Raw genomic sequence first — 12816 nt, 5'->3', positions numbered from 1 at the left:
TAATGACCCGCTCTGATGCTTGTAAAAGCCTGCGTAAATCCGCCGATTGAAACCATTCAACTTATAGCATAAAGCCAAATAAAGAATGGTGGGTCATGATGGACTTGAACCATCGACCAATGGATTAAAAGTCCACTGCTCTACCAACTGAGCTAATGACCCGCTCTGATGCTTATAAAAGCCTACGTAAATCCGCCGATTAAAACCATTCAACTTTTAGCATAAAGCCAAATAATGAATGGTGGGTCATGATGGACTTGAACCATCGACCAATGGATTAAAAGTCCACTGCTCTACCAACTGAGCTAATGACCCGCTCTTTTTGCCGCAATTTGAGTGGTTGAACCATTCGTTTGCTGCGGGCGCTTATAATACTTATTTAAAAAATGAGTGCAACAGAAAATGTCTCTTTTTTTAAGTTTTTATGTCTAGTTGACCAATTTTAGACCGCTTATGACAAAAAGCAGTCTAATCAAGCTGATTCTACATTTTTGCAATGCGATCAGTGGCCAACTTTGCAGCAGTTGTACTTGGGTATTGATTGATCAAATCACTCAACGTTTTTAATGCTTGTTCAGCTAAACCTTGTTCTTGTAACAAAGTACCAAGCTTCAACATTGCATCAGGACGTTTATTTGAATTTGGAAATTCATTGACAACAACTTTAAAGTGTTCCGACGCTTTTACTGGATCATTTTTAATTGTCAGTAATTGCCCTAACCAATAATGAGCGTTTGATGCATACACAGAGTTTGGGTACGTTGTTAAAAAGGTTTGAAACTCTGGAATTGCCTGATCGTAACGCTTGTCTTTCATTATTAATGCTACTGCGCGCTCGTAAGCTTCATTCTCAGACAGATCTGAGCTAATTGCTTGTGATGGAACAGGGTCTGCATATTGATCAGCACTGGATGCACTAGGTTGTGAATAAGCTTGGCTAACACGGTTTTCAATTTCTTGATAAAGCTCGCGCTGACGCTGTAACACTTTTTCTAGTTTATAGGTTTGCTCTTCGGTGATCCCACGAACTTGGCTCACTTCATCTTGCAGTACATTAAGCTGTTGTTGTAACTCAACTTGTAACAAGTTACGCGACTGCATCATGTTTTCAAGGGCAGCAAGGCGTTTTTCTATACTCGATTGTGAACTCGCAGCTTCTGAAACAGGAGCGGGAGCAGCCCAAACGTGGGTGCTCCCGCTCAATATCATGGCTGCCAAAATAATTTTCGGCTTCATAATGTCTCTAATCTTAGTAAACTAGTACCGCACGGCGGTTTTTAGCGAAAGCAGATTCAGTGCGTGATTTAACCATTGGCTTTTCTTCACCATAGCTCACTACTGACATTTGGCTTGCTGAAACACCTAAGCTTTGTAGGTATTTTTCAACTGCTTGGCCACGGTGCTCACCAAGAGCAATATTGTACTCAGGTGTACCACGTTCATCAGCATGACCTTCAATTAATACTTTAACTGATGGGTTTTTAACTAAAAACTCTGCGTGTGCACGAAGTAATTCACCGTACTGACCTTGAATTGTTGCTTTATCAAAATCAAAGTAAATAATTTGTTCTTTACGTAATTCGTCATACTTCTGACGAAGTTCTTCTTGTGCTTGTTGCTCTGGCGTCAATGTAGCCACTTCAACTGTATCAGTATTCGCTGTTTGCTCTACAGTTGCTTGATTTGATTGATTTGCTGCACCTTCATCGATATCTGAAGATGAGCTACAAGCTGCTAGTGTCATAACTGGCACAGCAATTAGCAGGCCTTTAAGTATTTTATTAAGTTGCATTGAGTAGATTCCTATATTGAGTAAACCAGCAAATATTATTGTAAATAAGGCGACCACGCAGGTGCCTTTACTTGTCCATTTAGCACAGGTAACCGTGCTTTAAAGCGACCGTCCATTGATACTAGCGCTAGTACCTGCTTATTATTATGAAGCGTGCTATAAATGATCATCGAACCGTTTGGCGCTATGCTCGGTGATTCATCTAGGCGCGTTCGCGTTAACACTTGAAATGCGCCTGTAGCCAGCTCTTTCTTAGCGAGATGGTACTGCCCGTTGGTACGGTTAACCATCACTAATTCTTTGCCATCAGGGGTAACTGAACCTGCTAGATTCATGTCACCGTCAAAGGTCATTCGTTGTGACCTACCTGTTTGTAAATTTAACTTATAAATCTGAGCATTACCACCCCTTTCAGAGGTAAACACGATATCTTGACCATTAGGATGCCAAGACGGTTCAGTATCTATACTACGGTGGTTAGTCAAACGGGTTTCTTTACGTGTTGCTAAGTCTAGCATATACACTTCTGTTGCGCCGTTTCTGTCCTTTGATAGTACCAAAAGTAATTTTTTGCCGTCTGGCGAAAACTGCGGTGCACCGTTAATACCTTGATGGCTAGTGATTAACTCACGTTTGCCTGAGTATAAATCTTGGATATAAATTTGGCTTTGACGATTCTCAAATGTTACATACGCAAGCTTGGTACCATCAGGTGACCACGCTGGTGACATCAATGGCTCTTGCGAGCGCAACAATACTTGCTCGTTAAAACCATCATAGTCGGCTACAACTAGCTGATACGGCTTAGGTTCATCATCACGCACGATAACATACGCAATTTTAGTTAAAAATGCACCACGTTCACCAGTGAGTTTTTCATAAATAACATCACTAATGCGGTGTGCATAACGTCTAAAGCCAGTATCACTAATTACACTCTCGCGTGCTTCTTGAATATGATCTTGGCTTTTAATTAGCTTACCATTGCTCATCATTTGCGTTTCGCCGCCAGTGATTTGACCACGAATAACATCAACCAACTCATAACGCACTAAGTAACGGCCATCAGTTTGTTGTTCAACTTCACCTACTAAAATAGCTTCAACACCTTTATTTACCCATGCAGCATAGTCAACGTCTGCATCTTTACTAGGCAACTGCGGCATCTCATTTACATCAATTGGTTTAAACTTTCCGCTGCGCATTAAATCAGCAGCAATTACAGTGCTGAGCTTTTGCGGAATTGGCCCAACACCCTTGTATTTAAATGGCACAATAGCAATAGGCCGTGCTCCATCAATACCCTCTGTGATGACTATTTCAAGTGCTGCATTGGCAACACCAGCAAAGCCTAAAACGAAAATTAAACAAACTGTTTTCAACTTGTTGAACATACCATTCCTTTAAAATTGTGGCTTAATTGTTAAGTTAATATTTTTTAATTGCTCAAACACATCTTTATCTTTAGAAACTGGCAGCGTATCAGCCATACGCACCGCTCTAAGCGCCGCTTCACATACTAACTTATCACCGCCTAATGATTTAACCTGCGTTACCAAGCCATTAAAGCCTAGACGTATATTGACACGACATTGTTGATTTTTCATTTTTTCATCGATTAATAAGTTTTGCTGGATCCGCGCCATTATTAATGCTTTGTATTTATCAACCTCAGTGCCAACTTGTTGTTGACGAACTTTATTACGTGCAGCTTGCTCTGACGCTAGCTGTTCTTGCAACATTTGTTCTTGTAATGCTTTTTGACGCGCGGCTTCAGCAGCTTCTGCACGCTCTTTAGCTTCTTGCTCTTGACGCTTGCGCTCTGCTTCCGCCTTTTTAAGTGCTTCTTCTTCAGCTTTGCGTTTTTCAGCAGCCGCTTTCGCAGCGAGTTCAGCTTGCTCTTTTTGCTTTTCAGCTTGCTGTGCTTTTTCACGTTCTTTTTGCTCAATTTCGCGGGCTTTTTTCGCCTGCGCTTGTGCTTGTGCGGTTTCTTTCTCTTTCGCGCGACGCTCTTGCTCTAATTTTTTAATTCGTCTATCTTCTGCTTCACGTTGCTTACGAGCATCCGATGCACGGCGCTCTAAATCACGAATACGTTTATCTTCAGCACGTTTTTTATCATCTTCTTGACGTTTTAACTCAGCAATCTTTTGCTCAACCATTTTTTGGTCAACAGTCACCGCTGACACCGCGTTCTCAGCCTCAGGCATGGCAGTATTTAATGTTACTTCCATTACTGAAGGTGCTGAAGTATGAAAATTTGCAGTGCCAATTAGCACGCCTATAATCGCAAGGTGCAACAACACTGACTTTACTACTGAAGCACCCATACTATTTTTTATTCCCTTCAAATGATTCAGTCATTAAACCTACCGAAGGTACGCCTGCGTTTTTCAAAAAGTCCATTAGTAACAATACCTCTTGGTACGATACTTTGCCTGATCCTTTGATCATTACTGGCGTTTCTGGATTTTTCATTAATTGTAATTTGATCACTGCAGCGACATCTAAAGCTTCCATTGGCTCCTCAGGATCAGTACCAATGCTTACATAGTACTTACCTTGCGAATCAATAGAGGCAATAATTGGCGGTGTATCTTTAGTATCAACTAAATCTGATTCTTCCATTTTTGGTAAATCAACTTTAACACCGTGAGTGATCAAAGGCGCTGTTGCCATAAAGATGATCAATAATACCAACATTACATCTATATAAGGAACTACGTTTATCTCTGCAACAGGACGACGTTTCTTACGCTGATACATTCGCTTTTGCCTCTATTTGTGTAGCTGCTTGACGGTGTAAAATATTCGCGAACTCTTCCATAAAGTTAATGTAGTGAGATTCAAGTTTTTCAACTTTGTTAGCAAAGCGGTTATAGGCAATTACAGCTGGGATTGCTGCAAATAGACCCATTGCTGTAGCTATCAACGCCTCGGCAATGCCTGGTGCTACCATCTGTAAGGTTGCTTGCTTAACTTCACCCAGCGCGATAAAGGCATTCATTATGCCCCACACAGTACCAAATAAACCAATATAAGGGCTAATAGAGCCAACCGTTGCCAAAAACGATAAGCTTGATTCTAGTTTTTCAATTTCACGAGATAAAGCCACACGCATTGAGCGGTGTGTACCTTCCATTACAATACTGGCACTTTGAAACGATGTTTTTTTATGACGTGCAAATTCTTTAAAGCCAGCAATAAACAATGCTTCTATACCACTTGAATTACCACTGCGTGACGATATTTCGTTGTAAAGTTTACTTAAATCGATGCCAGACCAAAACTTTTGTTCAAAACGTTTTGCTTGTGTTAACGCATCAGAAATAGCTTTCTTACGTTGAAAAATTATTGCCCATGACATGACTGACATTGCAACGAGTGCCAACATTACCAACTGCACAAGAAAACTTGCTTCTAGAATTAAATCTAAAAAATTAAGCCCTGAACCCACATTAAACTCCTAATAAGATTTCTTGTAAAAATACCATTTCTTTATACGCTAGCTATCAGACCAACAGGTTGGCCTAAAGTTGCAACTAGTGTATCTATTCAGCTCGTTACTGACAACGCTATTGCTGTGAATTAGCAACAAAAAACGTTGAAAAGCAGGTCTGCAACTTTTTATTTAGCTAAATCAGCCAACGCAATTCAAGCTCTATTTCCAACGACCTAGATAAATATTCTGGCACGGTGCGTATTTATCAACAAAAACTCTATAAAACACTGCGTTTATTCACTATGTGTGCATAACCACGCAAAAGCACCATTTAAAGTTTAAAACAGGACAGTTTAACTAATCCGTTTAAAAACCAACCAACCAAATAAAGTTTCATAAATTCAACAAACTAATAACTTTCTGTGAATTTTATGAACACAAATAAAGAAAACAAAAAAGTCTAGCTATTAGTTTTTTTTATCTGAAAATTAAATTTTTCTAGTTTGAACAAAAAACAACTATTGCGTATTATTCCCCCATACCGAGCTAGCGCAGTAATGAATACTTCATGAAGCCCAGTTCTTTGCAATATGAATCTGATTTTTCGTATTGCTAAGCTTAAAGTCCTCTTGATAAAACTTGATGAGTTTAAGCTGTGTTCCCTAGATTACTTCCTTCAACTTGTTGTTTGCCCGCATCTTTATGCGGGCTTTTTTTTGCCCTAAATAAAAGCTAAGCGCCGCGCTATGTGGGATACAATATCGTTTACAAACTTAACAGCATGTGAATTATATTTGTTACAACAACTAAATACCTATGTACATAGGCTAAGCGGTTAAAAAGACAACTATAGGTGGCTATACATGCGCGTATAACCACTGGAAGTGAGATTTACTGTTGCTTTGCTAATAAGCCAAAGTGATGGTAAGCGTTATCAGACACAATCCGCCCGCGTGGAGTTCGCTGTATGAAACCTTGCTGGATCAAGTATGGTTCAATCACATCTTCGATGGTTTCTTTTTCTTCACCGATGGCGGCTGCTAAGTTATCTAAGCCTACAGGGCCACCCATAAATTTTTCTATGATGGCAAGCAAGTATTTACGATCCATGTAGTCAAAACCACTTTTATCAACATCAATCATGTTCAGCGCCTGCTCTGCTACTTCAGCATTAACAGTTCCATCTGATTTTACTTGCGTGTAATCACGTACTCGACGCAATAATCGATTTGCAATACGCGGAGTGCCACGAGAGCGTTTCGCTATTTCAGCTGCGCCATCATCACACATTTGTAAATTTAAATAATGTGCTGAACGCCCTACTATGGTTGAGAGATCAGCAACAGAATAAAATTCTAAGCGCTGCACAATACCAAAGCGATCTCTCAGCGGTGATGTTAACGAGCCTGCCCGCGTAGTGGCGCCAATGAGTGTAAAGGCAGGTAAATCAAGCTTGATTGACCGTGCTGCAGGGCCTTCACCAATCATTAAATCAAGTTGGTAATCTTCCATGGCAGGATATAAAATCTCTTCAACTTGAGGACTAAGTCTGTGTATTTCATCTATAAACAGTACATCACCTTCTTCAAGATTGGTAAGTAGCGCGGCTAAGTCCCCTGCTTTTTCAAGTACCGGGCCTGATGTGGTTTTAATACTGACATTCAGCTCGTTCGCAACAATATTCGCCAAGGTGGTTTTACCTAACCCTGGAGGGCCAAATATTAATAAATGATCGAGTGCTTCACCACGGGTTCGAGCCGCCTCTATAAATATTTCCATTTGCTGTTTAACATGGGGCTGACCTGTGTAATCGGCTAATAGTTTTGGCCGTATAGCGCGATCAACAACATCTTCATTACTTTGTTCTGTCGCATCAATTAAACGATCCGCTTCAATCATGGTTTACTCACAACATTGATTTTAAAGATTCTTTAATAAGAACCTCTGTAGACATATCAGGTTTGGCTACTGATTTTACTGTTTTTTGTGCTTGCGCCAATTTATAACCCAACGACACTAAGGCCGAAACCGCGTCATCTGCCGCATTATTTGCGATCAACGTATCGGCAGCAGGCTCTATCACCGCATTATCACTAAATGGCGTGAATAAGTCATTACCCCAATCTTTCAATCGATCTTTCATTTCCAGTACTAAGCGCTCAGCGGTTTTTTTGCCAACTCCAGGGAGCTTAACTAAGCTTGTGGCATCTTCATTATTCACGCAGTTCACAAATTGTTTAGCAGACATACCAGACAAAATCGCTAAACCGAGTTTAGGCCCTACGCCGTTCGCTTTTAATAACTCTCTAAATAATGCGCGTTCAGTTTTATTATTAAAACCAAACAATAATTGTGCGTCTTCTCTCACTACAAAATGCGTATATACAATGGCCTGCTCGCCAATATTAGGCAGATCATAAAAGCAGGTCATTGGCATATTTACTTCATAACCCACTCCACTTACTTCAAGTAAGATTTCTGGCGGTTGTTTTTCGACTAAAATGCCATTTAAGCGACCTATCATGTTATTTCCTTAATCGTCCTCTAACGGTTTTACTGGCACTGCCCGCTAGTTTTATTAAATTTTGATCTGAATGAGCATGGCATATTGCAATTGCCAATGCATCGGCGGCGTCTGCTTGCGGGGTACTGGGCAATTTTAAAATATTTTTAACCATGTGCTGTACTTGGCTTTTATCGGCACCACCATTACCCACTACGGCTTGTTTTATTTGCCGCGCAGAATACTCAAAAACGGGCAGTTCTGCGATAGCTGCGCCTACTATTGCCGCACCACGGGCTTGCCCCAGTTTTAATGCTGAATCTGGGTTATGCGCCATAAACACTTTTTCGATAGCGAAGTGATCCGGCGAAAATTGCTCAATCAGTTGACTAACACCTTGGTAAATCATTTTTAATCGAATGGGAAAATCATGATCAGCCAATTTAATACAGCCACTACCTAAATAAGTAAATTTAGCCCCTTGATGGGCAATTACCCCATAACCGGTTAAACGTGAGCCAGGATCAATCCCTAAAATAATAGCCAATACGTGCCCAATCAGTATAAATAATTAATTGCAGTAATAATGCCAGAGCACTGTATAAATTACCAGTGCAAAAAAGCCCGTAAAAACGGGCTTGTTCAATTGCTAACCTGTTAGGCTAAAGAGCGCAGCAAACCTTGAGTATTTTTACGCATGGTTCGGGCTATCATGAAGTAACCTAGAGATGCTACAAACATGCCCCCTACTATTGGCCCAATTAACCAAATATGTGGGTGCAGCTTACCGGCTAAATCGAACATCTCACGTTGCACGATTAATAAGGCAACATCGCTAACCAACGCAGCTACGAAGCCTGCCGCGCTGCCGAGTAATAAAAATTCATACAAGGTCGCATTTTTTATTAACCGTCCTTTTGCCCCTAAGGTACGCAATATAACAATTTCTTGCATCCGCTCACCCAAGCTTGCTTGTACTTGTGAGATCAATACTAAGCCGCCGCACAACACCACAATCGCCAATACAAAACCAATTGCTAGGGATACTTGCGAAATAGTTGAGCGTATTTGAGTGACAAAACTATCTACGTCGATGGCGTTGATGGTTGGGTAACTACGTAATAATTGACTAAAGTCGCGTTTTTGCTCGGCATTAATTCGTACCGATGAAATATAGGTTGCCGGAAAATCCGCTAAAACATCAGGACTTAAAATAATAAAGAAGTTAGGCTTTAGTGTTGCCCAATTCACTTTACGAACACTGGTAATTTTGGCATCAAACGACTGTGCACCGATTAAAAAGGTCAAGGTATCACCAAGTTTTACATCTAAGCGCTCAAGCATAGACTCTTCTATTGACGCCTCCGCGGTCGCGTTATCAGCAAACCACTTACCATCAATGATCTCATTTTGTGCAGGCGCTTGCTCAAGCCAAGTAAGATTAAGCTCGCGACCTATACCTGAGCGGGCTTCTTCGTCTTTCTTTTCGTTATCTTGTAATGACACTTCACGGGCAACCAGTTCGCCATTCACTGCGTTTACACGCCCTCGCACAGTTGGATAAAAGTCAGACACCTGAATGTTCTTTTGTTCTAAAAACGCATTAACATCTGGTAATTCTGTTTCAGTGATATTAACCAAAAAGGCATTTGGCGCGTCGCTAGGTAGTTGCGACTGCCAATCCGCGATCATATCGTTTTTAAGTACCACTAAAAATAACAGCAGTTTTATAGCAAGTGAAAAACTGATCAACTGCACCGCATTGGCATTGGCACGTTTTTGAATAGAGGCAATCGCAAGTGACCAGCTACTACCTGGACGCAGGCCTAACTTACGACCACCACCGAAGATCAACCGCGAGAGCAAAAATAAGATAGCGATTAAAATCAACGTTGATACAAATAAAATAGCGGTGATTTTTAAGTTATTACTAAATAGCCACATAAGTAAAAATACCGTCACAGCCGACATGCCTAAATGCACTTTACTCACTAACAACTTATCGCCCAAGTTACGGCGTAATACTCTAAGCGGTGGAATATCAAATAAGTCTAATAACGGTTTGATTGAAAACATCACGGCACATATTACACCGGTGCTGATCGCGACAAACCAAGGTTTTAAACCCGCCGCAGGCAAAGTGTTATTCATTGATTTTGCCAAATAGCCAGTGGCAATTTCTTGTAAGCCATAACCAATTGCTAAACCAAGGATCACCGATAAACCACACACTAAAGATAAGTGCAGTAAGTAGATTTTGCGGATCATCGCGCGGCTACCGCCGAGCGTTTTCATCATCGCAACAGGGTCATATTGGCGCTCACAATAACGTTTAGCCGACACCGCAATGGCCACTGCCGCTAAAATAATCCCTAATAACCCCGCGAGTAATAAAAAACTTTCAGCGCGGTTTAAGCTATTAGCAATAGGCGATTGTCTGTCTTTTACTCCATACCATTGCTGGTTTTCTTTTATTTGTGGCTTTAGCCACCCATAAAAGTCGCTAATATCACCTTCATCGCCGCTGTACAATTGACGGTAAAAAACACGGCTGCCAGGTTGAATAACTTCAGTTTTTTCTACGTCTTGATTGTTTAACAACACACGACGACTGCTCGAAAAAATATTAAATGGCGCATCCGGCTCTTCAACTAGCACTTTTTCGATATTAAATTGTGCAGCCCCTAGCTCAACGGTATCACCCACTTTTACATTTAACGCATAAAATACCGATTCACTGAACCACACATTACCCACCGATGGTCCCTGCGTAGCAACTTCTATCTCACCAGTTAAACTACTTTTGACTTTAAGCTCACCTTTTAGGGGGTAATGCTCCGATACTGCCTTCACTGAGCTTAATTGCATTTCATCATTAGCAAATAACATAGTATCAAAGTAAGTTAACTGCGCGGTTTGCAAATTATACTCGCTGGCTTTCGTTAAATACTCATCGGGTAGCACATGATTACTTGCCAACACACGATCAGCAGCAATAAAGGCACTGCTTTTTTGCGCAATGCTTTGCCCTATTCGGTCAGTTACCATAGAAAGTGTTAATACCGTCAATACCGCCAGCGATATTGCCGCACAGATCACCGTGAGTTCACCACGGCGAAACTCACGACTAAATAATTTTAACGCTAATTTAGCCCACATTCGCCACAGCCTCATTGGTATTTTTAACTAATTGCCCCGCTTCAATTTGCAAAACATGCTGACATTTCGTAGCCAGCGCTTCGTCATGGGTGACTAACACTAAGGTAGTGCCGTGCATTTTATTAAGGTCGAATAACAATGATTCTATTAATTTACCATTTTTGCTATCAAGGTTAGCGGACGGCTCATCTGCGAATAATATTTTGGGCGTGCCAATAAATGCTCGAGCAATAGCAACACGTTGTTGCTCGCCACCAGAGAGTTGCGATGGGTAATGCTCAACACGATGACTCAAGCCCACTTTTTCAAGTAACTCAAGTGCCTGCTGTTTGGCATTTTTTTCGCCTGCAAGCTCAGCAGGTAGCATTACGTTTTCAAGTGCGGTTAAACTCTGCACTAACATGAAAGATTGAAATACAAAACCCACTTTAGCTGCTCTGAGTGCTGCACGTGCTTCTTCATCAAGTTCATGCAATGGCTCGCCGTCTAAATAAATTGAACCTTGCGTTGACTGATCCAGACCTGCTAGTAAACTAAGTAAGGTTGACTTGCCAGAGCCAGATGTACCAACCACCGCCACTGAATCCCCAGACTTGACATTAAAGGTGATGTCGCTGAGGATGGGCAAATCCCCTTCAAGGGTAGTAACCGTTTTTGAAAGATCTTTAACCTGAATAATATTTAATTGAGATAGCGCTGACATATGATGTATTCAATCCTACGTTTTATATTCGTTTTACTGTTAGTAATCAAACCACTTACTGCAGCAGCTGACAACACAATTTTAATTTTAGGAGACAGTTTAAGTGCCGCCTACGGGTTAAAACAAGAACAAGGCTGGGTTCAGTTGTTACAAGATAAATATGATGCTGAACAAGCATCTATACAACTGATCAATGCCAGTATCAGTGGCGAAACCACCGGTGGCGCACTGCGTCGTTTAGACGCTCTACTCAATGAATTTCAACCTAGCCATGTACTTATCGAGCTCGGTGGTAACGACGGCCTACGTGGCTTTCCAATTAAACGGCTGAAAGAAAACCTAACAAGTTTAGTCAATAAGAGCAAACAAGCCGATGCCAAAGTAGCAATTATGGAAATACACATTCCACCTAACTATGGACCACGTTATACCGGGCAATTTACCGCAAGTTTTGCCACTATTGCTGATGAAACCGATAGCCATTTAATGCCGTTTTTCGTGCTTGATATCGCTGCAGATAAAAACCTAATGCAAAACGACAACATACACCCTAACAAAACTGCTCAACCTATGCTACGAGATACGATGTATAAATCGATCAATGACTGGATAAACTAACCGCAGAAAATTTATTTCGCTTAGTACGTTTAATAAATGTTCAAATAAACAAAAGCTTATTGATTTTTGAAAAAATATACGTACTATTGCTTGCAACGTCGGTATGTAGCGCAGCTTGGTAGCGCACTGTCATGGGGTGGCAGGGGTCGAGAGTTCGAATCTCTCCATACCGACCATTACTTCCCCTTAAATCTCCTGCACTTACACTAAATTGAAAGCTAACTTCTAAAACCCATTTGGATACGCTTTGTAATTCACGTTTTCATATGTCTTTTTAGTTTTTACTTAAACTGACAAAACCATGACTGAGTTAATTAGTCTTTAACTACTCAACATCTTTCTCAGCAGGCATCTCATACAGTTGTTTATACCAATCGTGTTAAGTTACTGACCATTTATAGCGACAGATAAATGACGTGATAACAAGGCGTAAATTTTGACATGTAGTTGTTCTACATGAAAAATTATAACGCAGTTAGCGCTTTATTTAGCTCGCTAGAATGGTTAAATATTTAAGTCGATTGGTATAAATACATGATGGCAATTAATGAATTGAATATCAAAATATACATATTCTCTCCATATGCATATTAAAATCT

Annotated in this window: 12 protein-coding genes and 3 tRNA genes; 2 read left to right on the top strand and 13 right to left on the bottom strand. The window is 40.7% G+C overall.

Going from position 1 to position 12816, the window contains the following annotated elements; genetic code table 11:
• Positions 1-86: 86 nt before the first annotated feature.
• The 13 genes from CWB85_RS20125 to CWB85_RS20065 all read right to left on the bottom strand — a co-directional run bounded on the left by CWB85_RS20125 (position 87) and on the right by CWB85_RS20065 (position 11599).
• A tRNA-Lys gene (locus tag CWB85_RS20125) sits at positions 87-162 on the bottom strand.
• Positions 163-239: 77 nt separating this feature from the next.
• Positions 240-315: transfer RNA gene (locus tag CWB85_RS20120), tRNA-Lys, on the bottom strand.
• Positions 316-483: 168 nt separating this feature from the next.
• Positions 484-1236: a tol-pal system protein YbgF gene (ybgF, locus tag CWB85_RS20115; protein ID WP_016707367.1), complete on the bottom strand. Its 753-nt coding sequence runs from the start codon at positions 1234-1236 to the stop codon at positions 484-486.
• Between the two features lie 13 nt (positions 1237-1249).
• The gene (gene pal / locus CWB85_RS20110) at positions 1250-1792 is read right to left on the bottom strand and encodes a peptidoglycan-associated lipoprotein Pal (protein WP_016707368.1); all 543 of its coding nucleotides are present in this window, start codon (positions 1790-1792) and stop codon (positions 1250-1252) included.
• 35 nt (positions 1793-1827) lie between these two features.
• Positions 1828-3186 (bottom strand): Tol-Pal system beta propeller repeat protein TolB, encoded by a 1359-nt coding sequence (tolB, locus tag CWB85_RS20105; protein ID WP_016707369.1) that lies wholly within the window; start codon positions 3184-3186, stop codon positions 1828-1830.
• Between the two features lie 9 nt (positions 3187-3195).
• Positions 3196-4122, bottom strand: coding sequence for a cell envelope integrity protein TolA (gene tolA / locus CWB85_RS20100; RefSeq protein ID WP_016707370.1), 927 nt, complete (start codon positions 4120-4122; stop codon positions 3196-3198).
• A gap of 1 nt (position 4123) precedes the next feature.
• Positions 4124-4558 carry a protein TolR gene (gene tolR / locus CWB85_RS20095; protein ID WP_016707371.1) on the bottom strand — a complete coding sequence of 145 codons (435 nt, stop codon included), beginning with the start codon at positions 4556-4558 and terminating at the stop codon, positions 4124-4126.
• Positions 4545-5249, bottom strand: coding sequence for a protein TolQ (tolQ, locus tag CWB85_RS20090; RefSeq protein ID WP_016707372.1), 705 nt, complete (start codon positions 5247-5249; stop codon positions 4545-4547). The genes tolR and tolQ overlap by 14 nt, the downstream gene beginning before the upstream one ends.
• Before the next feature lie 876 nt (positions 5250-6125).
• Positions 6126-7133, bottom strand: a complete 1008-nt coding sequence (ruvB, locus tag CWB85_RS20085; RefSeq protein WP_016707373.1) for a Holliday junction branch migration DNA helicase RuvB — start codon at positions 7131-7133, stop codon at positions 6126-6128.
• 7 nt (positions 7134-7140) lie between these two features.
• Positions 7141-7758, bottom strand: coding sequence for a Holliday junction branch migration protein RuvA (ruvA, locus tag CWB85_RS20080; RefSeq protein WP_016707374.1), 618 nt, complete (start codon positions 7756-7758; stop codon positions 7141-7143).
• Between the two features lies 1 nt (position 7759).
• Positions 7760-8284: a crossover junction endodeoxyribonuclease RuvC gene (ruvC, locus tag CWB85_RS20075; protein WP_138555858.1), complete on the bottom strand. Its 525-nt coding sequence runs from the start codon at positions 8282-8284 to the stop codon at positions 7760-7762.
• A 110-nt stretch (positions 8285-8394) separates the two neighbouring features.
• On the bottom strand, positions 8395-10896 hold the full coding sequence (locus tag CWB85_RS20070; protein ID WP_016707376.1) for an ABC transporter permease: 2502 nt from the start codon (positions 10894-10896) through the stop codon (positions 8395-8397).
• Positions 10886-11599, bottom strand: a complete 714-nt coding sequence (locus tag CWB85_RS20065) for an ABC transporter ATP-binding protein (protein ID WP_138555857.1) — start codon at positions 11597-11599, stop codon at positions 10886-10888. Before CWB85_RS20065 ends, CWB85_RS20070 begins: the two co-directional genes overlap by 11 nt.
• Here CWB85_RS20065 and CWB85_RS20060 point away from each other — a divergent pair, their 5' ends adjacent.
• On the top strand, positions 11600-12217 hold the full coding sequence (locus tag CWB85_RS20060; protein WP_016707378.1) for an arylesterase: 618 nt from the start codon (positions 11600-11602) through the stop codon (positions 12215-12217).
• A gap of 99 nt (positions 12218-12316) precedes the next feature.
• A tRNA-Pro gene (locus CWB85_RS20055) sits at positions 12317-12393 on the top strand.
• The last annotated feature ends 423 nt before the right edge of the window (positions 12394-12816 follow it).

The sequence above is a fragment of the Pseudoalteromonas sp. S1727 genome, assembly GCF_005886375.1.
In the GTDB taxonomy this organism is placed as follows: Bacteria; Pseudomonadota; Gammaproteobacteria; order Enterobacterales; family Alteromonadaceae; genus Pseudoalteromonas; species Pseudoalteromonas haloplanktis.
The sequence above is the reverse complement of the archived record's forward strand: the minus strand, read 5'-3'. Positions and strand labels throughout refer to the sequence as shown.

What these genes read in the sequence shown, in the direction of transcription:
- CWB85_RS20060 (WP_016707378.1), top strand. Translation starts at nt 11,600, where the DNA reads ATGATGTATTCAATCCTACGTTTTATATTCGTTTTACTGTTAGTAATC.
- tolR (WP_016707371.1), bottom strand. Translation starts at nt 4,558, where the DNA reads ATGTATCAGCGTAAGAAACGTCGTCCTGTTGCAGAGATAAACGTAGTT.
- ruvB (WP_016707373.1), bottom strand. Translation starts at nt 7,133, where the DNA reads ATGATTGAAGCGGATCGTTTAATTGATGCGACAGAACAAAGTAATGAA.
- tolA (WP_016707370.1), bottom strand. Translation starts at nt 4,122, where the DNA reads ATGGGTGCTTCAGTAGTAAAGTCAGTGTTGTTGCACCTTGCGATTATA.
- tolB (WP_016707369.1), bottom strand. Translation starts at nt 3,186, where the DNA reads ATGTTCAACAAGTTGAAAACAGTTTGTTTAATTTTCGTTTTAGGCTTT.
- CWB85_RS20065 (WP_138555857.1), bottom strand. Translation starts at nt 11,599, where the DNA reads ATGTCAGCGCTATCTCAATTAAATATTATTCAGGTTAAAGATCTTTCA.
- ybgF (WP_016707367.1), bottom strand. Translation starts at nt 1,236, where the DNA reads ATGAAGCCGAAAATTATTTTGGCAGCCATGATATTGAGCGGGAGCACC.
- ruvA (WP_016707374.1), bottom strand. Translation starts at nt 7,758, where the DNA reads ATGATAGGTCGCTTAAATGGCATTTTAGTCGAAAAACAACCGCCAGAA.
- pal (WP_016707368.1), bottom strand. Translation starts at nt 1,792, where the DNA reads ATGCAACTTAATAAAATACTTAAAGGCCTGCTAATTGCTGTGCCAGTT.
- CWB85_RS20070 (WP_016707376.1), bottom strand. Translation starts at nt 10,896, where the DNA reads ATGTGGGCTAAATTAGCGTTAAAATTATTTAGTCGTGAGTTTCGCCGT.